Below are 21,101 nucleotides of genomic sequence, written 5' to 3'. Positions count from 1 at the left end.
GTTGGAAATAAATTGCGTTCTCCTCTTGTTCTCGTGGAACAAACAGAATACATGCACCTTCGGTTGACAGCGGGCCTGCGGGTCTAGGCAAAGCGCGAAAGGGTGTGTCATGGCGGCAGCGAACTTGAAGCTGGTGGAAGGCAAGAACTTGGATACTGACCGTCAGAAGGCGCTCGACGCCGCGCTTGCGCAGATCGATCGTGCGTTCGGCAAGGGCTCGGCGATGAAGCTGGGTCAGAAGGAAACCATGGAGGTCGAGACGATCTCCACCGGCAGCCTGGGCCTCGACATCGCGCTTGGGGTGGGCGGCTTGCCCAAGGGCCGCGTGATCGAGGTGTATGGTCCGGAAAGCTCGGGCAAGACGACGCTCGCGCTGCATGTGCTCGCCGAAGCGCAAAAGAATGGCGGAACGGTCGCCTTTGTCGATGCCGAACACGCGCTTGACCCCGCCTATGCCAAGAAACTGGGTGTCAACATCGACGAACTGATTGTTTCGCAGCCCGACACGGGCGAGCAGGCGCTCGAGATCGTCGATACGCTGGTGCGCTCGAATGCCATCGACGTGCTGGTGGTCGATTCAGTCGCCGCGCTGGTTCCGCGGGCGGAGATCGAAGGCGAGATGGGCGACAGCCACGTCGGCCTGCAGGCCCGCTTGATGAGCCAGTCGCTGCGCAAGCTGACGGGCTCGATTAACCGGTCCAAGTGCATGGTGATCTTCATCAACCAGCTGCGCATGAAGATCGGCGTGATGTACGGCAATCCGGAGACGACCACGGGCGGCAATGCGCTGAAGTTTTACGCTTCGGTTCGGCTGGACATCCGCCGCACCGGACAGATCAAGGATCGCGACGACATCGTCGGCAATTCGACCCGGGTGAAAGTCGTCAAGAACAAGGTCGCGCCCCCGTTCAAGCAGGTCGAATTCGATATCATGTACGGCGAGGGCATCTCCAAGATCGGCGAGATCCTCGACCTCGGGGTCAAGGCCGGCCTGGTGGAGAAGTCGGGCAGCTGGTTCAGCTACGATTCGATCCGCATTGGTCAGGGCCGCGAAAACGCCAAGCAGTTCCTGAAAGAAAATTCTGAACTTTGCGACAAGTTGGAAGCTGCGATTCGCGGCCGGACCGATGCCGTCGCCGAGGAGATGATGACGGGCCCGGACGCGGACGACGACATCTGATACCTCATAGCAGGCGAGCCTTTCACGCCTGCCCACCCGGAAAGCCGGCGCGGTGTCTGTGGGACCCGTGCCGGCTCTTCCCGTCTAAGCCTATGACGCAAACCGCTGTTGCATTTGCGTCGCGTTGCGGTGAACCGTGGTTCGACGAAACGGGAGGGTGTCGATGGATCGCAGCGAGTGGGAAGGGCGGGTCGGACGCAAGTGGGCGGAGGAATGGCGCCGCACTGACCGCAGCTTCGCCGGACTGACGGACCGGCTGCTTGCCAGCGCCTGCGCTCACCCCATCATGCGCGCGGTCGATGTCGGGTGCGGCGCCGGTGAACTGTCGTTGGCGCTGGCTCGAGGTCGCCCCGACGCTGAGGTGATCGGCCTCGACATCAGCGAAGATCTTGTCGAAGTGGCGCGCACCCGGGCCGCCAACCTAGGCAATGCGACTTTTCTGGTGGCGGACGCCGCCAACTGGCGCGGCTCGCATTTTTCCCCAGACCTTGTGGTATCCCGCCACGGAGTCATGTTTTTCAGCGATCCCGTATCGGCGTTCACCAACCTCGCCAAGGCTGCCGCACCCGCAGCACGGCTTGTTTTCTCCTGTTTCCGGGACCGCGCGCTCAACCCCTGGGCCGAACGCCTGGCCGCGCTCCTGCCCGACCCGGCCCCCCCGCCGGCGGCGGATGAGCCCGGGCCCTTCGCCTTTGCCGATCGCGCTCGGGTTGTGGCGATCTTGGGAGGGGCGGGGTGGCAGGATATCGCCTTCGAAGCGGTCGAATTCGCCTATGTCGCCGGGATGGGCGAACACGCGGTCGACGATGCGGTATCCTTTTTCACGGCCATCGGGCCTGCGGCGCGAGGCGCGGCGCAGCTTGGCGACACGGCGCGAGCGGAATTCGTGTCCCGATTGCGCAACTATCTCGCCGGAAATGCTCAGGGCGATCTGGTGGCGCTTCCCGGCGCGGCCTGGATCGTGACCGCGCGTGTCGGTGCCTGACGGCGGCAGCATCGCTCGTGGGCCGTTCGCGCAATCTGCTTGTCGCGCCGCGTTGCACCATTTAACTGCGCTGGCATTATGACCTCGACCAACGAGATCCGCCGCAGCTTCCTCGATTACTTCGCTCGCGAGGGGCACCGCGTCGTGCCCAGCGCGCCGCTGGTGCCGTACAACGATCCGACGCTGATGTTCGTCAATGCGGGAATGGTCCCGTTCAAGAACGCGTTCACCGGCCTTGAGACCCCGCCGGCGGCCACCGCGACCAGCAGCCAGAAGTGTGTTCGCGCGGGCGGCAAGCACAACGATCTCGACAATGTCGGCTATACCGCGCGGCACCACACGTTCTTCGAGATGCTCGGCAACTTCAGTTTCGGAGACTACTTCAAGGACCAGGCCATCCTGCATGCCTGGACCTTGCTGACGAAGGAATGGGGCATCGATCCCGCCCGCCTGACCGCCACCGTCTATCACACCGACGACGAGGCGTTCGACCTGTGGCGGAAGATCAGCGGTTTGCCGGAAGAGCGGATCATCCGCATCCCGACCAAGGACAATTTCTGGTCGATGGGCTCGGACGGGCCGTGCGGTCCATGTTCGGAAGTGTTCTACGATCACGGCGAGCATATCTTCGGTGGCCCCCCTGGGAGCCCCGACGAGGACGGCGACCGCTTCGTCGAGATCTGGAACCTCGTGTTCATGCAGTACGAGCAGGTAGCGGACGAGATCGTTGCCGATCTCCCAAAGCCCAGCATCGACACCGGAATGGGGCTGGAGCGCCTCGCGGCCGTGCTGCAGGGCGTGCACGACAACTATGACACCGATACCTTCCAGGAACTGATCGCGGCGTCCAAGGCGCTCACGCTGGGCGCCCCGAGTGACGAGGCGGAGGTGAGCCACCGGGTCATCGCCGATCACCTGCGCTCCACCAGTTTCCTGCTGGCCGACGGGGTGCTGCCGTCCAACGAGGGTCGCGGATATGTGCTCCGGCGCATCATGCGCCGGGCCATGCGTCACGCGCATCTCCTGGGCGCCAGCGAGCCCCTGATGCACCGACTGGTCCCCGCCCTCGTGACCGAGATGGGACAGGCGTTCCCGGAACTCGGCCGCGCGCAACCGCTGATCGAGGAAACGCTACAGCGCGAGGAGACCCAGTTCCGCCGCACCCTGGCCAACGGCCTGCGCCTGCTGGACGAGGCGACGGGCGAGATGGGGGAAGGGGCGAGCCTCGACGGTGAGACAGCTTTCAAGCTCTACGACACGTTCGGTTTTCCGTACGACCTGACCGAGGATGCGTTGCGCAGCCGTGGGATCACGGTTGACCGCGGCGGCTTCGATGCCGCCATGGCGCGCCAGAAAGCAGCGGCACGCGCGGCCTGGAAGGGCAGCGGCTCCGCGGCCGACAGCGAACTTTGGTTCGACATCGCCGAGCGCGAGGGAAGCACCGAATTCACGGGCTACGCGTCGACGGAGGGTGAGGGCCGCGTGGTCGCGTTGATCCGTGATGGCCAACCGGTGGACAGCGGGTCCGCCGGCGACGAGGTGGTTGTGCTAACCAACCAGACGCCGTTTTACGGCGAAAGCGGCGGACAGGCTGGCGACGCGGGTCTGATCTCGACGCCGGAAGGTCTGCGCATCGTAGTCACCGACACCTCCAAGCCGCTTGGCCGGTTGCACGCTCATCACGGCACGATCGAAGCGGGTTCTCTCCGTGTGAATGACACGATCCACCTGCAGGTGGACGCCGACCGCCGGGATCGTGTCCGGGCCAATCATTCGGCAACCCATCTGCTTCACGCGGCCTTGCGCCACCGGCTGGGCGATCACGTGACGCAGAAGGGATCGCTGGTTGCAGAAGACCGGCTGCGGTTCGACTTCTCTCATCCCAAGCCCCTGAGCGCGGACGATATCGCCGCGATCGAGGCTGAGGTGAACACCGAAATCCGCGCCAACGAGACGGTCACCACGCGGCTCATGAGCCCCGAAGAGGCGATTGGGGCGGGGGCGATGGCGCTGTTCGGCGAAAAGTACGGCGACGAAGTCCGCGTGCTCAGCATGGGGCGGGCCGGGGACGAGGGCCGCAACTACTCGGTGGAGTTGTGCGGCGGGACTCACGTCCGCGCGACGGGCGACATCGGCTTGCTGCGGATCATTTCGGAAAGCGCTGTCAGTTCAGGAGTGCGGCGCATCGAAGCTCTGACGGGCGAAGCCGCGCGGCAGTGGCTGGTTCAACGCGAGGACGCGCTGAAGGATGCCGCCGCCGCCGTCCGATCGACTCCTGAAGATGTGCCAGCTCGGCTTGCCGCGCTGCTCGATGAGCGAAAGCGGCTCGAGAAGGAATTGGCCGAAGCACGCAAGGCTCTGGCGCTCAGCGGCGGCGCGGCCAGGGCTGGCCCGGCTGATGAAAATATCGGCGGGGTGGCGTTCTCCGGCCAGGTAATCGATGGTCTTGAGGCGAAGGCACTGCGCGGACTGCTCGACGAAGCAAAGTCGCGCCTGGGATCAGGGGTCGCCGCGATAGTGGCGGTGAACGATGGACGCGCGGCGATCGCGGCGGCGGTGACCGAAGATCTTGTCGGTCGTTACGATGCCGTCGCGCTGGTGCGCGCGGGGGTCGCAGCGCTGGGCGGGCAAGGCGGTGGTGGCCGCCCGGACATGGCCCAGGGCGGCGGTCCGGACGCTAGCAAGGCTGCCGAGGCGATCGCCGCCGTGCGCGCTGCGCTGGAGAGCGAGACCGCCCCGGCCTGACCTCAGTTGCGGCGGCCGGATGACCCGCGGGTTGCGGGTTCGCTTCCCCGGGCAGTGTCGATCATGTCGCGCTCGTGCCGCTGGCGCTGGTCGATCGATCCGTGTTCCTCGCCGGCCTGGTCGGCGGGTGTGCTCTTCTCGGGCGATTTGGTCGTCGTCATCGGGACTTCTCCTTCGCCTCACCAACGGGCGAGACGCGTGATCTATCCCTCGTCCGTCACGCTGGTGCGCAGCTTGGGGGTGTAATCCAGCGCCCCCTGTTCCCTAATAAGCGCGCGGAACTCGTCCCGTTTTTCGTGAATCGAGGCGATCACCGGCCCCATCGGCACGCCGAGGTCCACCAGCACCGCCTCCGATAATTGAAGCGAGCTTTCGAGGGTTTCGGGCACCGCATGACTCGCTCCCGCCCGGTACAGGGCGGAGGCATGCGCCAGGTCGCGCGCACGGGCGATGATCGGCAGGTCGGGGTGAGCACGGCGCAACTTGGCGGTGAGGCGCTGGGCGAGCACCGGTTCGTCCATAGTCAGGATAATCGCTGGGGCGTGATCGATGCCCAGACGCTCCAGGGTCTGGCCGCGTCCCGCATCGCCGAACACGGCGCGGTACTTGCGGCGGCGGGCGCGCAGGACAAGGTCGGAATCACTATCGATGGTGACATAAGGGATCCCGTGCACGGTGAGCATGTCCGCTACCAGCCGACCGACCCGCCCGGCACCGACAATGATCGCCCGCCCTTCGCCCAAGGCGTCTTCCATTGCCGGCAACGGCTCTACGCGCCGCGCCACTACTGAGCCGAGCCGGGCCAGCAAAGGGGTGACCGTCAGGCCGATGGCGGTGACGATTTGCCAGAACTGCGCCGTGGCCGGATCGATCAATTGCGCGGCGGTGGCAGCGGCGAGGACGATCAGCGTCGTTTCGCTGGGGCTGGACATCAGCAGGCCCGTTTCCGCAGCGGTCCCCCGCCGCGCCCCCATCAATCGCAGCAGCACCCCGGTGACGACCGCCTTCAGCGACAGCACGGCGACTACCGCGAGTGCGATCGAGCCGAACTCCGTCCAGATGCGCTGGAGGTCCACGCTCATGCCAACCGTGATCAGGAACACGCCCAGGGCCAGACCCTTGAACGGCTCGATGATCCCCTCGACTTCGCCGTGGTACTCGGTCTCGGCGATCAGCAGTCCGGCAATCAGCGCACCGACGATCGGCGACAGGCCCGCCGCCGCGGTCGCCAGGCTGGCGCCGATCACCACCAGCAGGCTGGCCGCAAGGAACAACTCGGGGCTTTTGGTGCGCGCCGCCTGACCAAACAGCCGTGGTAGGGCAAGCCGCCCCACCACCAGCAAGCCGATCACCGCCAGAGCTCCCTGCCACAGGGTCGTGACCAGGCCCTGGAGGCCGTCAGCCTGCGCGTAGGGAGCCAGCGCCCCCAGGGTGAAGATGATGGGGACGATCGCGATGTCTTCGAACAACAGCATCGACAGGGCGGCGCGCCCGACCGGGGTGGTGGTGCCGGAAATCGGCAGCACGATCGCGGTCGAACTGAGCGCGAGGGCGAAGCCGAGCGCCGCCGCGCCGGCCAGGCTCAGGCCCGTCAACGACAAACCCGCGGCGATCAGGCAGCCGATGATCAGCAATTCCAGCGCGCCCAGACCGAACACCAGCCGCCGCATCGACCAGAGCCGATTGAACGACAGCTCCAGCCCGATCGTAAACAGCAGCAGGACGATGCCGAATTCGGCGAACGGCGCCAGCGCTTCGGTATCGGTGATGGTGAAGTGATAGAGCCAAGGCGCTTGCGGCACGAACCTCCCCAGGCCGAACGGCCCGACCGCGATGCCGATCAGGATGAAGCCGATGATCGGAGTGATCCGGAACCGATGGAACACGGGGATGACGATCCCCGCGGCGCCCAGGATCACCAGCGCGTCCGAGAGCGTGTCGCTGGCTGCGAGTTCGGCCGCCATCAGCGCGCCTTGCCCATGCGAGCGCGGAGGCTTGCGCCGCGCACAGAACCGTGAGCAAAACTGCGTAACTGTGGCATCCAGACGCCTGTTTTATCGCCTTTATTGTTCAACGGGCGTGACCTTGACGGGAGCGGTACTGATAACGGGCCACGATCATAACGACGCGCGCAGGCCTGAGTGCGGACAAGATCGCGCGAGGATAGACGGTGACGACATGCCGCATAAGGGTAGCGGCCAAGCCGATGAATAGGAAAACGAATTACACAGCGCCTAACACGCGGCCGTGGGTTTGGTCCGCGACGCGATCCTATCCGCCGCCCGGTCCGCCGTGCCCCAGCGGTTCGCGGCGCGGGCGGGGCTTGCCGGGATGCTTGCCCGTCTTGTCCCATTCGATCCGGTAGAGGTCGAAACGCCGATCAGCGAGGTTGCGGACGGTGCCTTCCGCGCGCGCCCAATTCAGGTCCGCGAGATTGATGTCGCTGATCGTCAACGTTTCCACGTTCTCGGTCGCTTCGGCCGCGATGCCATCGCGGGCGAACGGAAAATCACAGGGCGTGAGGATACAGCTCTGCGCATACTGCACGTCCATGTTGGCGACGTTCGGCAGGTTGCCGACGTTGCCGCTCATCACCACGAAGCACTGGTTCTCGATTGCCCGCGCCTGCGCGCAATAGCGCACCCTGAGGTAACCCTGCCGGTTGTCGGTGCAGAACGGCACGAAGATGATCCGCGCGCCTTCGTCGGCCAGTCGGCGGCTGAGTTCGGGGAACTCGCTGTCATAGCAGATCTGCACGCCGATCGGACCGCAGTCGGTCTGGATCACATCGATCTTCTCACCGCCGCGAATGTTCCACCAGTACCGCTCGTTGGGCGTCGGGTGGATCTTTTCCTGCTCGTGAATCGAACCATCGCGAAGGCACACGTACGACACGTTGTGGATGTCGCCATCGTCCATGCGCGTTGGATGGCTGCCGGCGATGATGTTGATGTTGAAGCGCATCGCCATGTCGGAAATGTCCGCTTTCAACCGCGGCGTGTAGTCCGACAGCCGCTCGATCGCCTCGACCGGCGACAGTTCCTTCTCCTCGAAACTCAACAACATCAGCGTGAAGAGTTCGGGAAACAGGATGAAGTCCGCCTCATAATCGCTTGCAACGTCGATGAAATAGCGAATGGTTGAGAGGAACTCGTCGTAATCCTTCACTGCGCGCGCCTGCAACTGGCAGGTGGCGACGCGGACCGATTCCACCCCGCGCGGCAGTCGCTTCTTCGCCGGTTGGTCGCGCTCGACGTACGGGTTGCGCCACACCATCAGCACTGCGTTCGCGGCCGAAGCGGTGTCTTCGGGTAGATAACCTTCCAGCACACGATCCGGCTCGAACCCGTTGGCGAGCTGGAAGCGCAGTACCGGATCGTGCAGCTTTCCGGCGACCACCTGGTCGAGGTAGTCCTGCGGCCCGCTGACCTTGCGCCGGTTGCGGCGGTAGTGCGGCATCCGGCCGGCAAAAATGATCCCGGTCAGGTCGCGCTCTTCGGCCAGCGAGCGCCGCTCTTCATACAGGCGCCGACCGATGCGCACGCCACGCACCTTGGGATCGACGCACATCTCGTAGCCGTAGAGCCAGTCACCGGTCGGATCGTGCCGGCTGCCAAAGCCATTGCCGGTGATCTCGTCCCAGTCGTGATCCTGAAAGGCCAGCGCTTCGGCAACCTGCATCGTCGCACAGTATCCGACGATGGTGTCGTCGAGCAGAGCGACAAAGCAGCCCTCGCGGAAATTGTTGATCTGGCCGCGGATCTCGCCGTGGGTATAGGCGGGCATCTCGTCGTATACGCGCCGCACCAGCGCTGCGATGCCAGGGATGTCCTTCACGCGGGCGTTGCGCACCTCCAGCCGGCGTTTCCCTGCTTTTTCGCTGGCTTTGCGCCTGGGCATCGAGCGCGGCTTGCTGTTGGCGGTATCAGCCATGGAACTCCATATCGGTGGCGTCGCGTGTGCGAACACGAAAAAGCGGGCTGCTTATGCGAAAGGACCGGGCTCAGCTGCAGCCGACCCGGTCCCTAGGTTCGCATCAGGGATCACATCGCTCGATCAATGGCCGAGCGACGCGATGGTTTCACCCCGCCTGGGCGGCCATTTCCTTTTCAAGGTTCTCGACGATCGCTTCGAAGAACTGCTCCGTGGTCATCCAAGCCTGTTCGGGACCGATGAGGAGGGCCAGGTCCTTGGTCATCTTGCCGCTTTCGACGGTGTCGATGCACACCCGCTCCAGCGTTTCGGCGAACTTCTGCACCTCGGGGGTGCCGTCGAACTTGCCGCGATAATAGAGGCCGCGGGTCCAGGCGAAGATGCTGGCGATCGGGTTGGTGCTGGTCGCCTTGCCCTGCTGGTGCTGGCGGTAGTGGCGGGTAACTGTGCCGTGCGCGGCTTCGGCTTCCACAGTCTTGCCGTCCGGGGTCAGGAGAACCGAGGTCATCAGGCCGAGGCTGCCGAAGCCTTGTGCCACCTGGTCCGACTGCACGTCGCCGTCGTAGTTCTTGCACGCCCACACGAACTTGCCCGACCACTTGAGCGCGCTAGCGACCATGTCGTCGATCAGGCGGTGTTCGTAGACGATGCCGGCAGCCTTGAACTTCTCGGCGAAGCCTTCGCTGTCGAACACTTCCTGGAACAGGTCCTTGAAGCGGCCGTCATACGCTTTCAAGATGGTGTTCTTGGTGCTGAGGTACACCGGCCAGCCGAGGTTAAGGCCATAGTTGAAGCTGGCGCGGGCGAAGTCGCGGATCGAATCGTCGAGGTTGTACATCGCCATCGCGACGCCGCCGCCTGCGAAGTTGAACACCTCGCGGTCGATCACTTCGCCATCGTCACCCTCGAATACCAGGCGCAGCTTGCCGGGTCCGGGCACGACGAAGTCGGTCGCGCGGTACTGATCGCCGAACGCATGGCGGCCGACCACGATAGGGTCGGTCCACCCCGGGATCAGTCGGGGGACGTTCTGGATGACGATCGGTTCGCGGAAGATCGTGCCGCCCAGGATGTTGCGGATGGTGCCGTTGGGGCTTTTCCACATCGACTTGAGGTTGAATTCTTCGACTCGCGCCTCGTCGGGCGTGATCGTCGCGCATTTGACGGCGACGCCGTACTTCTTGGTCGCTTCGGCGGAATCGACCGTTATCTGGTCGTTCGTCTCGTCGCGCTTCTCGACCGAGAGGTCGTAGTACTTCAGGTCGATATCGAGATAGGGCAGGATCAACCGCTCGCGGATCCATTGCCAGATGATGCGGGTCATCTCATCGCCGTCCATCTCGACGACGGGGTTCACTACCTTGATCTTTGCCATATCGGTCCTGCTGTCGGTCATGCTGTATCGGGAGGTTGCGCGGGCTTTAGCAGGGCACCGGCAGGGTGCAAGGGCAGCCCGGAAACGCGAAAGGCGCCGCTTTCGCGACGCCTCTCGAAGGTTCGATGGTGGGCGTAGCAAGGATTGAACTTGCGACCCCTACGATGTCAACATAGTGCTCTACCACTGAGCTATACGCCCGCACCATCGTGCCGCCAACTGCGTGGCGAGGCGGCCATGTAGCGGCGGCTGCGCGCCGCTGCAAGGGGGTCAGAGGCGGGCGGCTTCTTCGGTCCGAAATACCCGGTCGACCTCGAGCACCAGATCCTTGAGATGGAAGGGCTTGGACAGCACTTTCGCGCGCGGCTGTTCCCGGCTGGCCTTCAGCGTCACCGCGGCGAAACCGGTGATGAACATCACCTTCGTCGCCGGGCTGACCTCGTTGCACCGCTGGGCAAGCTCGATCCCGTCCATTTCGGGCATGACGATGTCCGACAGCAGCAGGTCGAAATGCTCCGCCTCCAGCAGCGGCAGGGCTTCGGTCCCGCGGTCCACCGCGACCACCGAATAGCCTGCTTTCTCAAGCGCGCGCGACAGGTACGTGCGCATCGCCTCCTCGTCTTCGGCGAGGAGGATTCGGGTCTGGGGAAGCTCGTTCATGCGCGCGTCTTACCCCATGGCGCTTAAGAAATCTTTCGCGCCGAAGCTGGCGGCCTGCTTTGACACACGCGCCGAGGGCATTACCTCAAGATCCATGGCGAGCGAGGGCTATCCGGGCGAGGGCAAGGGAGGGGGCACGATCCCCGGAACCGATCTTCCCGCGTTCGAGTTACACCAGCCGATCGGCGCTCCGATCCCGGTGCTAATAGCGGCGCCCCACGCCGGACGCGTCTATCCCGCAGCCCTGACTGCCCGGATGCGCCATCCCGCCGATGCGGCCTTGCGACTGGAGGACCGGCACGTCGATTCGCTAGCCCGGGGCATCGCGGAGGCGACCGGGGCTGCGCTGCTCGTCGCGCAGGCACCGCGGGCAATGGTCGACCTTAATCGGGCGCCCGATGACATGGACTGGTCGATGATCGCCGGCGGCAATGCCGGGGGCGCACGGCACTCACTAGCCAATCGCCGCGCGCGCAGCGGACTTGGAGTGGTGCCGCGCCGCCTGGCTGGGCTGGGGGAGATCTGGCGCGGGACCATGCCGCGCGATGAGTTCGATGCACGCATCGCGTTGATCCACGCACCGTATCACGCTGCGTTGGCGCGGGCGCTGGAGCGGCTGCGGGATCAGTGGGGCGCGGCGCTGCTGATCGATCTGCATTCGATGCCGCCGCTCGGTTCTCCGGGAGGCAGACAACCGGCGCCCGAATTCGTCATCGGTGATCGGTTCGGCGCGAGCTGCGACCGCGGACTGGTGAGCGCGGCTTTCACCTTCCTGGAGGCGCAGAGCCGGGTCGCCGCGCACAACCGACCATACGCTGGGGGCTACGTGCTCGACCGCCACGCTGCACCAGCGCGGGGCATCCACGCGCTGCAATTGGAGATATGCCGGTCGAGCTATCTCGACGCGCGGTTCGCTGAAACGAGCGTGCGAGCGGGCGCAGTGATCCGCACGGTTGCCGGTTTGGTCCGGGCGCTGGCCGGCGAAGTCGCGAATCTGGGCGGCGCCAGGACGACGCCACTCGCAGCCGAGTAGGCCCATGAAAAAACCACCTCGTGCAAACGCACGAGGTGGCCAAGGTTCAGGGAGGAGGTGCACATCGGTGCACCAAACCCGATCCGGCCATGAGGGAAGCGCGAACTGGGCAAGAGCGAAATAGGCGCGCAGCAAAGCGGTTTCAACCCCGCCTTGGCGCCCGCCTATCCGCGATCGATCAGGAGGCGGCCGGGGTCTCCAGCTGACCTTCGATCGCCTGGATCTTTCCTTGAGATACCTGCCGCGCGAAGACCACGCGCATCAGGTCCATCGAGAACAGGTGGGCGAAGATCAGCGCCATGATCCCGTTCGAAGTCCACTGCTTGGCGGTCTCGGCGTCGAGTTCGCGCAGCTTTTCCTCGTTCACCATCTTGAAGCCGCGGTAGATGTAGGGCTGGTCCGGCGTCTCGTTGCGAGTGATGGCGACTTCGCCGTCCATCAGCATATCGGCCTTGACCAACTCGGCCACGAACGCCTGAGTGCGGGCGCCCGCCTCTTCGAACTGCTCGCAGAACTTGAGCGCGCCTTCCACGGACTCGGTCGGCTTGCCCTCGTCATCGAACAGCGGCCGGCCTTCGTCGAATTCGCCGATCGCCTCTGCGGTCGGATCGAAGCACAGAGACAGCTCCTGCGCATCAGGCGTCAGCCGGGCCAGCAAGTACGGATACCGGCGAGCATAGGCCGGGATATACACGTCCTCTTCCAGCATTCCGTCATCGTTGAAGAAGGTGTTCACGCCTTCGTTCAGCCCAAGCAGAGCCAGCGGCACGCTACCTTCGCCGGAACTGAACACGATCGGGAAGTTGCGCTGCGCCTGGATGAATTCGTCAGCCGTCAACGGGATGGCGTGCTGATCGCGCATCCACTTCAACCCTTGCGGCGGGTTGATCTTGTACTTGCCATGATCGCGGCTGTTGAGCGGCATGAGGTCTTGGTAGAACAACGGCAGGGTCGGCTGCGGCGCGCTGGCCATATCAGGTCTCCGAAGATTAAGTGCGGCGGCAGATCCCGGCCCCGCGCAAGAAAGCGGGCGCTTTACGGATTGTGGCCGGCTGGCGCAAGCGGGACCAGCTTGCCCGGATTGAGCAATCCCAAGGGGTCGAGCGCCTGCTTGACCGAGCGCAGGACCGATAGCGCGACCGGATCGCCCAGGCGGCTCAGTTCATCCCGCTTTAGCTGTCCGATGCCGTGTTCGGCGCTGATCGAACCCTCCCATCGGGTGAGCAGGTCATGGACCTGGCGGCTGATCGCCTTGCCCGGTCCAGTTTGCCACTCGTCGGCGTCGACTCCGGGCGGGGCGATCACATGAAAGTGAACGTTGCCATCACCCAGATGGCCGAACGCGACCGCGTGCGTACCCGGCCACGCCCGTTCGACCTGGTCCACCGCATCGGCGACAAAGCCCGGCATCCGGTCCACGGGAACTGAAAGGTCGTGCTGCACCGCCGGACCGCGTGCGCGTTCTGCAGGGGCGATGGCCTCGCGAATCGCCCAGAACGCCTCGGCCTGCGTTTCACTCGCAGCGATGGTGGCGTCTTCCACCAGGTCGCGCTCGAAAGCCCGTGACAACAGGGATTCGGCCCTCTCGGAAAGGTCGTCAGCGGCGGCGTGATCGGCGGCCAGTTCGATCAGGGCATGCCAGCCATGTGCGCCTGACAGAGGAGCGCGCGCGCCGGGGAGGTACGCCAGCACATCCTCCAGGGTATCCTGCGCCAGCACCTCGAAACCCTCGAGCGCGTCGCCAGCATTTTCTTCGCAGAACAACAGCAACTCGCGTGCGGCAGCCAGAGTGGGGACCCCGACCCACAACACCGCACGCGCCGCAAGCGCCGGCACCAGCCGCAGGGTGGCGGCCGTGATGATCCCGAGGGTTCCCTCCGACCCGATGAGCAACTGCTTCAGATCGAACCCGCGGTTGTCCTTCTTGAGAGGGGTGAGAGCGGAGAACACGCTGCCATCGGCCAGCACCGCCTCGATCCCCATAACCTGCGCGCGCATCGACCCGTGGCGCAGCACTTGCGTGCCGCCGGCGTTAGTCGAGACGAGGCCCCCCACGGTGGCCGAACCCTTGCCGCCCAGGGTGAGGGGAAAGCGCAGGTTCTGCGCCTCCGCCGCAGTGTGCAAAGTCTGCAGCACTACGCCCGCTTCGCACACCGCCTCCCGCGCGGCCGCGTCGAACATGCGGATGCGGTCCATCCGGCGGAGCGATAGGAGAAGGGCGCTGCCGCTTCCATCGGGGGTTGCGCCGCCAGACATGCCGCTGTTCCCGCCCTGCGGGACGATCGGCACGCGGTGTTCGGCGCACAATCTGACCAGCGCCGCCACCTCAGCGGTCGAGGCGGGCGAAGCCATTGCCAGCGCTTGCCCGGTGAACCGGCCGCGCCAGTCGGTCAGCCAAGGCTGCATCAGTTCAGGGTCGCCTGTCAGTCCGCGCTGGCCCAGAATAGCCGCTGCCGCCTCCAGGAAGGGTCCACGATCTTGCATGGCCCCGCCTATGGCACAGGATTGGCGGGCAAGGCGAGAGTTGCACCGGGCAGCGGTAAGATTAAGCCGCTATTCAACCGCGTGAGCTAGGGACCGCATCGAACACGCACCTGATGAACCTGTTGCTCACCTTTTTCGCGCCGATCGCGCTGCTGGTGCCCACCATGACGGTGGGCGGGGCTGCCGGCGACGCCGTGCCCGCCGCGCCCCCGGTCCGGGAGCCGATGCGCGCCGTCAGCCCGGCCGACGAACCGGCTGCCGGGCAGGTGCGGATCGAGCAGCGGGTCATCGTCCGGATTTCACCGCCCGGACCGCGGATTCGCCAGAGCATCGCCGCCGAAACCGCTCCTGCCGCTGTCCCGCGGCTCAGCGAGCGCAAGATGGGCAAGTGCGTCCCCGTCAGCGGCATCGCGGCGGTTCAGCCCGATTCCAGCGGCAGGCTGCTGCTGTTCATGCGCGATCGACGACTGGTTTCGGCCACGTTGGAAAAAGCGTGCAGCGCGCGCGATTTCTATGCGGGCTTCTACCTGGAACGAACCAGGGACGGCATGCTGTGCGTGGACCGCGACCGGCTCCATTCGCGCGCTGGCGCAAATTGCGAGGTGAGCCGCTTACGTCAGCTGGTTGCCAAGGACGACTGAGCTGATGCGAACGGCCATGACCGGGGCCGTGGCGCAACCTTGACTTTCACCGCCGCCGCGCGCACTGCGTGACGCGGATCGTGGCGGGCGGCGCGCCCTTCGTCATGAACGGCGCGCGCCGCCCTGCCGAACCCTCTTTCAATCGAGACTGCATGACCTTCGCCGACCTCGGCCTATCACCCGAACTTCTCCAAGCGGTGGAAACCGCCGGCTACACCGAGCCGACGCCTATTCAGGCGCAGGCGATCCCGCCGGTGCTGATGATGAAGGACATCATCGGCATCGCCCAGACCGGGACCGGCAAGACGGCCAGCTTCGTGCTGCCGATGATCGACATCCTCAGCCATGGCCGCCGCCGCGCGCTGATGCCCCGCAGCCTGATCCTTGAGCCCACCCGCGAACTGGCCGCACAGGTGGCCGAGAACTTCGTCAAGTACGGCACCAACCACGACCTCAAGATGGCGCTGCTGATCGGCGGCGTGCAGATGGGCGATCAGATCAAGGCGCTGTCCGATGGCGTCGATGTGCTGATCGCCACGCCGGGCCGGCTGATGGACCTGTTCGAGCGCGGCAAGATCATGCTCAACGGTTGCGAATTGCTGGTGATCGACGAGGCTGACCGGATGCTCGACATGGGGTTCATCCCCGACATCGAGTTCATCTGCTCCAAGCTGCCGGAAACCCGGCAGACCATGCTGTTTTCGGCCACCATGCCGCCGCCGATCGAGAAACTCGCGAAGAAGTTCCTCACCAATCCCAAGCGGATCGAGGTCAATCGCGCGGCCAGCAGCAACGAGAACATCACCGCGTTCAAGGTGCCGGTGAAGGCGCGCGACAAGCGTGATACCCTGCGCTGGCTGCTCCGCAACGATCTGGTCGACACCGCGATCATCTTTGCCAACCGCAAGACCACGGTGCGCGAGATCAACAAGAGCCTGCAGAGCCATGGCTTCCGCTCAAGCGAGATCCACGGCGACATGGATCAGTCGAGCCGGATCAAGGAACTCGACCGGTTCAAGAATGGCGAGGTCAACATCCTCGTCGCCTCTGACGTCGCGGCCCGCGGGCTGGACATCAAGGGCGTGAGCCACGTGTTCAACTTCGACACGCCGTGGCACCCGGATGATTATGTGCACCGCATCGGCCGCACGGGCCGCGCCGGGGCCAAGGGCAGGGCGTTCACGTTCGTCTCGGAGGAAGATGCCGAAGCGATCGGCAATGTCGAAAAGCTGACCCAGGCGCCGATCGCGGTGTTCGGGAAGAAAGACCTCCGGGTCGAACTCGTTGCACCAGCGGTCACCGCCCCCGCAGCCGCTGCTGAAGTGTCCGAGCCTGAGGGTCGCGCAGAGCGTCCCCGGCGTGAAGCTGCCGACCGCGGGCGGGAGGACCGTCCCCGCCGCGCTCGCGAAGAGCGTCCGGCGCGCGTGCGCGACGAGCAGGCCGAGCGAGCTCGCAGTGACGACCGCGCCCATCGGGATGAGCGCCCCCGCCAGCACGAGCGCCCCCGCCGGGACGAACGGGACGACACGCCGTCCAAGCCGGGCGAGTGGAACGGGCCGGTGCCGAGTTTCCTCGAACATTCGGCACTGTAGGCTGCGCTACGTCGCCTGACTTTCTGAAATACGCTGCACCTTGTTGGCGATTGCCTTCGGGCGGGAGCAGCGCCCACGCATGAAGACGTTGCCGCCGGGCGGTCAGGCCACGGTGACGAAGCTGTCGATCACCCGCTTGCGCCCTGCGGCTTCGAATTCGATCTCCAGCTTGTTGCCTTCCTGATCGACCACTTCGCCATAACCGAACTTGTCGTGGAACACCCGCTGTCCGACCGCGACATCGCTGCGCGGCTTGGCGGCAAAGCTGGCGGCGCTGCGGGTATTCTCCCTGACGCGGTGCGGCGTGGCGTCGTAGCCGGTGGTCAGCGCCCGCTGCCAACCCGGGCCGCGGGTCAGCGTGCGAGCGGGCTGCGCCCGCGCGACGTGAGCGAACGGATCGTCGTGCTCACTCATTTGCGCGCGCCAGAGTGAGGCTCCGCCGGTGAGGGTGGTCTCCTCGGTGATCTGGTCGGCCGGCAGTTCGCCGACAAAGCGGCTCGGGATGGAACTGGTCCACTGCCCGTAGATGCGGCGGTTGGCAGCGTGGATGATCGTGCACCGACGGCGCGCGCGGGTGATCGCCACATAGGCGAGGCGCCGTTCTTCCTCGAGGCTGGCGAGCCCGCCTTCATCCAGCGCGCGCTGCGAGGGGAACACTCCCTCTTCCCAGCCAGGCAGGAACAGGTGGTCGAACTCCAGCCCCTTGGCCGCGTGGATGGTCATGATGGTGACCTTTTCCCCATCGTCGGCGCGTTCGTTGTCCATCACCAGCGCCACATGCTCGAGGAAATCGCCGAGCGTGTCGTACTCCTCCATCGCACGGGCAAGCTCGGACAGGTTTTCGGCGCGACCGGCTGCTTCGGCGCTCTTTTCCGCCTGCAGCATCGCGTCGTAACCGCTGTCGGCCAGCACGGCGCGGATCAATTCGGCCGGCGGAATGCTCTCGGCCATCTCGCGCCAGCGGAGGAATTGCCCCATCAGGTTCGCGATGGTGCCGCGCGCACGGGCGGGCAATTCGTCCGAGTCCGCCAACTGGAGCGACGCGGCGGCGAGCGGCAGGCCGGTCGCCCGGGCGTGGCGGTGCATCAGTTCAAGCGTCTTCGCACCCAGACCACGCTTGGGCTGGTTGTAGATCCGTTCGAACGCCAGATCATCGGCCGGACTGGCGATCACCCGCAGGTAGGCGAGCGCATCGCGAATTTCCGCCCGCTCGTAGAAGCGGAAACCGCCGATGATGCGGTAGTTCATCCCGATCTGGATGAACCGGTCTTCGAACTCGCGCGTCTGGTACTGGGCACGGACCAGGATCGCGACCTGGTCGAGCCCTGCGCCCTCGCGCTCCAGCCGCTCGATCTCCTCGCCGATGCGGCGGGCTTCCTCGGGACCGTCCCACACGCCGATCACGCGGACCTTCTCGCCCGCAGGGATTTCGGTCCACAGCGTCTTGCCCAGGCGGTCGCTATTGGCGTTGATCAGGCCGGATGCGGCGGCCAGGATGTGCGGGGTAGAGCGATAATTCTGCTCCAGCTTGATTACCGCCGCCCCGGGGAAGTCCTTCTCGAACTTCAGGATGTTGGCCACTTCCGCGCCGCGCCAGGAATAGATTGACTGGTCGTCGTCCCCCACCACGCAGATGTTCTTGCGCTCTTGCGCGAGCAGGCGGAGCCACAGGTACTGGACCTGGTTGGTGTCCTGGTACTCGTCCACCAGGATGTACTTGAAGCGCTGCTGATATTGCTGGAGCACCTCGCGGTGGCTGCGGAACACGTTGAGGATGTGCAACAGCAGGTCGCCGAAATCGCATGCGTTCAGCGCCTTCAGCCGCGCCTGATACAGGCCATAGAACTCCTGCCCGCGCCCGTTGGCGTACGCTTCGTTCTCGACCGCATCCAGATCGGCCGGGTTCAGACCGCGGTTCTTCCACCGGTCGATCAGGCCGGCAAGCTGGCGTGCGGGCCAGCGCTTCTCGTCGAGACCGTTTTCGGTGATCAGCGTCTTGAGCAGACGGATCTGATCGTCCGTGTCGATGATCGTGTAGTTCGACTGCAGTCCGACCAACTCGGCATGGCGGCGCAGCATCTTGGCGCCGATCGAGTGGAAGGTGCCGAGCCACGGCATCCCCTCAACCGCCTCGCCGATATGGCGGCCGACCCGCTCCCTCATCTCGCGCGCGGCCTTGTTGGTGAAGGTGACGCAAAGGATCTCGCTCGGCCAGGCGCGGCGGGTTGCGACGAGATGAGCCAAACGTGCGGTGAGCGCAGCCGTCTTGCCGGTGCCCGCGCCGGCTAGCATCAGCACCGGTCCTTCCGTGGTCAGCACCGCCTGTTGCTGCGGGACGTTAAGTCCCTGCGCATAGGCGGGAACTTCGCCAGCGCCAGGCGCGGCGGGAAGGGCGGGATCGGCATCCATCGATTGCGAACAGCTAGGGAACATAGGTGTGCCGCGCAAGGGGCGGGGCGGAACCGAGTGCCGACGGTGAGCGTAGCGAGTTCACAAATGTTGAGGAGAGATCCGATGAACAAGTTGATGCTCGCCGGCGCTGCGGCGCTGGTCTTTGCAATGCCTGCAGTGGCACAGGACATGGCGGTGGACGCCAGCGGCAATGTCTACACCATGACCACGACCCAGCAGTCCACCTATGACGCATGGCCGCCGGATCGGCAGACGACCTACACCGCGTGGCCGAGCACCTATCAGACGTATTTCTGGACGCTGACCCCGGCACAGCAGACCGGCTGGTGGGCCCTGACCGACGATCAACGCGCTCGCGTCTATGCGATGACGCCTGAGCAGCGCACCGCTGCGTGGACCTCGATCGAGGGGCAGATGGCGGGCACGCCGTCGGCCAATGCGTCGACCACCGCGCAGACCGCTACCACCGCCGCCATGGGCGCGAGCACTGGCGGCCCCCGTTTCGTGAGCGGGGAAGTGACGCAGACCGTGCCTGCCGCGACTAACAGCGGCACCTACCCCCCGTGCCGTGGCACCGTGCAGGATCAGTGCATCAATCCGCGCGAAGCAGGGCTCAATTACGGCAACCGCCCGCTCAACCGCTGGCCTGGTCGACCCGCCAGCGAGATACCGGGTCCGAAGAAGCAGAACTGATCCATCGTCGGTCGAGAGAAGGGCACCTTCCGTGACGGGAGGTGCCCTTTGCGCATCAACCTTCGGCGCGCAGGAGCCAGAGCCGTGCTTTGCCTACCTTGCGCTCGACCTGCGTCGCCAAACCCTTCACAGTGAGTTGTTCGTCTGCCCCGGTCTCCGCCGCGATCCAGGTGGCGGGTCCGATCCAGCCGAGCCGCGCCAGCCGGTCGAGCGCTACGCCCGCGGCACCGGTGCCGTATGGCGGGTCGAGCAGCATAAGGTCGTACGGCGCCTGCACCGGGGCGAGCTCCATCACCGAACCGCGCCGCACCTCGCTGCGTTCCCTCGCACCCAGCGCCGCGATGTTGGCGCGGATCGCATCGACTGCGGCAGGGTCCTGCTCGACAAACAGCGATGATCGTGCACCGCGCGACAAGGCCTCCAGCCCCAGCGCGCCGGACCCCGCGAACAGGTCGGCGACCGTCAGCCCGTCAAAAGGGCCGATCCTGCTGGTGAGCATGTTGAACAACGTTTCGCGGGTGCGGTCGGCGGTCGGCCGGGTGGCTTCTCCCTTCGGGGCGACCAGCTTGCGGCCGCGCCATTCGCCCGCGACAATTCTCATCGCTTCGGCCTCACGCCTTCAGGCTCTTGCGCAGCCGCTCCACTTCGACCTGCGGGATTTCCGCCACCGCGCCGCGCGGCAGATCGCCCAGGTTGAAGGGGCCATACCCGACGCGAAGCAACCGGCTGACCTGCAGGCCGAGATGCTCCAGCACGCGGCGCACCTCGCGGTTCTTGCCTTCGGTCAGCGTCATCACGATCCAGCGATTGCGCCCCGCGCCGCGCTCCAGGTCGGCCTCGATCTTGCCATAGCGGACGCCTTCGATCTCGATCCCCTCGATCAGGTCGTCGAGCCGGCTCTGCGTGATGTCGCCGAACGCGCGCACGCGGTAAGTGCGCGGCACGTTGGAGGCGGGCAGTTCAAGCGACCGCTTGAGCGCGCCGTCGTTGGTCAGCAGCAGCAGCCCTTCGGTGTTCATGTCCAGCCGGCCGACCGGCATCACCCGGGGTGCGTTGCGCGGCAGCGCGTTGCGCAGCGCGGTGTAGATCGTCGGGCGGCCCTTGGGATCGCGCTCGGCAGTAAGCAGGCCGGATGGCTTGTGAAAGGCGAACACGCGGGCCGGTTCTGCTCGCTCCACCGCCTTGCCGTCGACCGTGACGCCCTGCAGGTTGGGGATGATCGTCGCCGGGGTATCGAGCACCTTGCCGCCGATGGCCACCCGGCCTTCCGCAATCATCCGCTCCACTTCGCGCCGGCTGGCGACTCCGGCGCGCGCGAGCAGCTTGGCGATGCGTTCGCCGTCGGGTCGGTCAGAGCTTTGTGGCATG

At 65.4% G+C, this 21,101-nt stretch carries 17 protein-coding genes and 1 tRNA gene; 7 read left to right on the top strand and 11 right to left on the bottom strand.

Annotated elements, in window-relative coordinates; genetic code table 11:
• Positions 1-109 precede the first annotated feature (109 nt).
• The 3 genes from recA (at position 110) to alaS (ending at position 4,910) form a co-directional block, all read left to right on the top strand.
• A complete protein-coding gene (gene recA / locus C0V74_RS04025) occupies positions 110-1,180 on the top strand; it encodes a recombinase RecA (RefSeq protein WP_143250738.1) in 1,071 nt (356 codons plus the stop codon).
• 163 nt (positions 1,181-1,343) lie between these two features.
• Positions 1,344-2,165: a class I SAM-dependent methyltransferase gene (locus C0V74_RS04020; RefSeq protein WP_143250737.1), complete on the top strand. Its 822-nt coding sequence runs from the start codon at positions 1,344-1,346 to the stop codon at positions 2,163-2,165.
• A 78-nt stretch (positions 2,166-2,243) separates the two neighbouring features.
• A complete protein-coding gene (gene alaS, locus C0V74_RS04015; protein WP_143250736.1) occupies positions 2,244-4,910 on the top strand; it encodes an alanine--tRNA ligase in 2,667 nt (888 codons plus the stop codon).
• A 2-nt stretch (positions 4,911-4,912) separates the two neighbouring features.
• Here alaS and C0V74_RS12825 read toward each other — a convergent pair whose 3' ends face one another.
• The 6 genes from C0V74_RS12825 to C0V74_RS03990 form a co-directional block, all read right to left on the bottom strand.
• The gene (locus tag C0V74_RS12825) at positions 4,913-5,071 is read right to left on the bottom strand and encodes a hypothetical protein (RefSeq protein ID WP_168194143.1); all 159 of its coding nucleotides are present in this window, start codon (positions 5,069-5,071) and stop codon (positions 4,913-4,915) included.
• A gap of 42 nt (positions 5,072-5,113) precedes the next feature.
• Positions 5,114-6,874, bottom strand: coding sequence for a cation:proton antiporter (locus C0V74_RS04010; protein ID WP_143250735.1), 1,761 nt, complete (start codon positions 6,872-6,874; stop codon positions 5,114-5,116).
• 307 nt (positions 6,875-7,181) lie between these two features.
• Positions 7,182-8,810: a bifunctional GNAT family N-acetyltransferase/carbon-nitrogen hydrolase family protein gene (locus C0V74_RS04005; RefSeq protein ID WP_143252148.1), complete on the bottom strand. Its 1,629-nt coding sequence runs from the start codon at positions 8,808-8,810 to the stop codon at positions 7,182-7,184.
• Positions 8,811-8,991: 181 nt separating this feature from the next.
• The gene (locus tag C0V74_RS04000; RefSeq protein ID WP_131625680.1) at positions 8,992-10,218 is read right to left on the bottom strand and encodes an NADP-dependent isocitrate dehydrogenase; all 1,227 of its coding nucleotides are present in this window, start codon (positions 10,216-10,218) and stop codon (positions 8,992-8,994) included.
• A 126-nt stretch (positions 10,219-10,344) separates the two neighbouring features.
• Positions 10,345-10,419: transfer RNA gene (locus C0V74_RS03995), tRNA-Val, on the bottom strand.
• Positions 10,420-10,488: 69 nt separating this feature from the next.
• Complete coding sequence (locus C0V74_RS03990) at positions 10,489-10,878, bottom strand: cell cycle two-component system response regulator CpdR (RefSeq protein WP_131625268.1); 390 nt, start codon at positions 10,876-10,878, stop codon at positions 10,489-10,491.
• Positions 10,879-10,972: 94 nt separating this feature from the next.
• On the opposite strand from C0V74_RS03990, the gene C0V74_RS03985 reads away from it, so the two are divergent.
• Positions 10,973-11,911: an N-formylglutamate amidohydrolase gene (locus C0V74_RS03985; RefSeq protein ID WP_143250734.1), complete on the top strand. Its 939-nt coding sequence runs from the start codon at positions 10,973-10,975 to the stop codon at positions 11,909-11,911.
• 178 nt (positions 11,912-12,089) lie between these two features.
• Here the strand turns inward: C0V74_RS03985 and C0V74_RS03980 are convergent, their stop codons facing one another.
• Positions 12,090-12,884 carry a SapC family protein gene (locus C0V74_RS03980; RefSeq protein ID WP_143250733.1) on the bottom strand — a complete coding sequence of 265 codons (795 nt, stop codon included), beginning with the start codon at positions 12,882-12,884 and terminating at the stop codon, positions 12,090-12,092.
• Between the two features lie 62 nt (positions 12,885-12,946).
• Positions 12,947-14,395: an FAD-binding oxidoreductase gene (locus tag C0V74_RS03975; protein ID WP_143250732.1), complete on the bottom strand. Its 1,449-nt coding sequence runs from the start codon at positions 14,393-14,395 to the stop codon at positions 12,947-12,949.
• Between the two features lie 113 nt (positions 14,396-14,508).
• Between C0V74_RS03975 and C0V74_RS03970 the strand changes: the two genes are divergently transcribed.
• Together C0V74_RS03970 and C0V74_RS03965 are read left to right on the top strand one after the other, a co-directional pair.
• Entirely contained in the window at positions 14,509-15,036 is a 528-nt protein-coding gene (locus C0V74_RS03970; protein ID WP_143250731.1) for a hypothetical protein, read from the top strand.
• A 152-nt stretch (positions 15,037-15,188) separates the two neighbouring features.
• Positions 15,189-16,628, top strand: coding sequence for a DEAD/DEAH box helicase (locus tag C0V74_RS03965; protein ID WP_143252147.1), 1,440 nt, complete (start codon positions 15,189-15,191; stop codon positions 16,626-16,628).
• A 102-nt stretch (positions 16,629-16,730) separates the two neighbouring features.
• Here C0V74_RS03965 and C0V74_RS03960 read toward each other — a convergent pair whose 3' ends face one another.
• Positions 16,731-19,037, bottom strand: coding sequence for a UvrD-helicase domain-containing protein (locus C0V74_RS03960; protein ID WP_246844955.1), 2,307 nt, complete (start codon positions 19,035-19,037; stop codon positions 16,731-16,733).
• Positions 19,038-19,142: 105 nt separating this feature from the next.
• On the opposite strand from C0V74_RS03960, the gene C0V74_RS03955 reads away from it, so the two are divergent.
• Positions 19,143-19,733: a hypothetical protein gene (locus tag C0V74_RS03955; protein WP_143250729.1), complete on the top strand. Its 591-nt coding sequence runs from the start codon at positions 19,143-19,145 to the stop codon at positions 19,731-19,733.
• 55 nt (positions 19,734-19,788) lie between these two features.
• Here C0V74_RS03955 and rsmD read toward each other — a convergent pair whose 3' ends face one another.
• Together rsmD and C0V74_RS03945 are read right to left on the bottom strand one after the other, a co-directional pair.
• Positions 19,789-20,334 carry a 16S rRNA (guanine(966)-N(2))-methyltransferase RsmD gene (gene rsmD, locus C0V74_RS03950; RefSeq protein ID WP_143250728.1) on the bottom strand — a complete coding sequence of 182 codons (546 nt, stop codon included), beginning with the start codon at positions 20,332-20,334 and terminating at the stop codon, positions 19,789-19,791.
• A 10-nt stretch (positions 20,335-20,344) separates the two neighbouring features.
• Positions 20,345-21,100, bottom strand: coding sequence for a pseudouridine synthase (locus tag C0V74_RS03945; protein WP_143250727.1), 756 nt, complete (start codon positions 21,098-21,100; stop codon positions 20,345-20,347).
• Position 21,101: the final 1 nt, after the last annotated feature.

Origin of the sequence: Altererythrobacter sp. TH136 (assembly GCF_007065885.1) — a bacterium.
Classification (GTDB): Bacteria; Pseudomonadota; Alphaproteobacteria; order Sphingomonadales; family Sphingomonadaceae; genus Tsuneonella.
The sequence above is the reverse complement of the archived record's forward strand: the minus strand, read 5'-3'. Positions and strand labels throughout refer to the sequence as shown.

Coding starts and splice junctions, on each gene's coding strand:
- alaS (WP_143250736.1), top strand. CDS start 2,244: ATGACCTCGACCAACGAGATCCGCCGCAGCTTCCTCGATTACTTCGCT.
- C0V74_RS03945 (WP_143250727.1), bottom strand. CDS start 21,100: ATGCCACAAAGCTCTGACCGACCCGACGGCGAACGCATCGCCAAGCTG.
- C0V74_RS03985 (WP_143250734.1), top strand. CDS start 10,973: ATGGCGAGCGAGGGCTATCCGGGCGAGGGCAAGGGAGGGGGCACGATC.
- C0V74_RS04010 (WP_143250735.1), bottom strand. CDS start 6,874: ATGGCGGCCGAACTCGCAGCCAGCGACACGCTCTCGGACGCGCTGGTG.
- C0V74_RS03965 (WP_143252147.1), top strand. CDS start 15,189: ATGACCTTCGCCGACCTCGGCCTATCACCCGAACTTCTCCAAGCGGTG.
- C0V74_RS03960 (WP_246844955.1), bottom strand. CDS start 19,037: ATGGATGCCGATCCCGCCCTTCCCGCCGCGCCTGGCGCTGGCGAAGTT.
- C0V74_RS12825 (WP_168194143.1), bottom strand. CDS start 5,071: ATGACGACGACCAAATCGCCCGAGAAGAGCACACCCGCCGACCAGGCC.
- C0V74_RS03990 (WP_131625268.1), bottom strand. CDS start 10,878: ATGAACGAGCTTCCCCAGACCCGAATCCTCCTCGCCGAAGACGAGGAG.
- rsmD (WP_143250728.1), bottom strand. CDS start 20,334: ATGAGAATTGTCGCGGGCGAATGGCGCGGCCGCAAGCTGGTCGCCCCG.
- recA (WP_143250738.1), top strand. CDS start 110: ATGGCGGCAGCGAACTTGAAGCTGGTGGAAGGCAAGAACTTGGATACT.
- C0V74_RS04005 (WP_143252148.1), bottom strand. CDS start 8,810: ATGCCCAGGCGCAAAGCCAGCGAAAAAGCAGGGAAACGCCGGCTGGAG.
- C0V74_RS04000 (WP_131625680.1), bottom strand. CDS start 10,218: ATGGCAAAGATCAAGGTAGTGAACCCCGTCGTCGAGATGGACGGCGAT.
- C0V74_RS03970 (WP_143250731.1), top strand. CDS start 14,509: ATGAACCTGTTGCTCACCTTTTTCGCGCCGATCGCGCTGCTGGTGCCC.
- C0V74_RS04020 (WP_143250737.1), top strand. CDS start 1,344: ATGGATCGCAGCGAGTGGGAAGGGCGGGTCGGACGCAAGTGGGCGGAG.
- C0V74_RS03955 (WP_143250729.1), top strand. CDS start 19,143: ATGAACAAGTTGATGCTCGCCGGCGCTGCGGCGCTGGTCTTTGCAATG.
- C0V74_RS03975 (WP_143250732.1), bottom strand. CDS start 14,395: ATGCAAGATCGTGGACCCTTCCTGGAGGCGGCAGCGGCTATTCTGGGC.
- C0V74_RS03980 (WP_143250733.1), bottom strand. CDS start 12,884: ATGGCCAGCGCGCCGCAGCCGACCCTGCCGTTGTTCTACCAAGACCTC.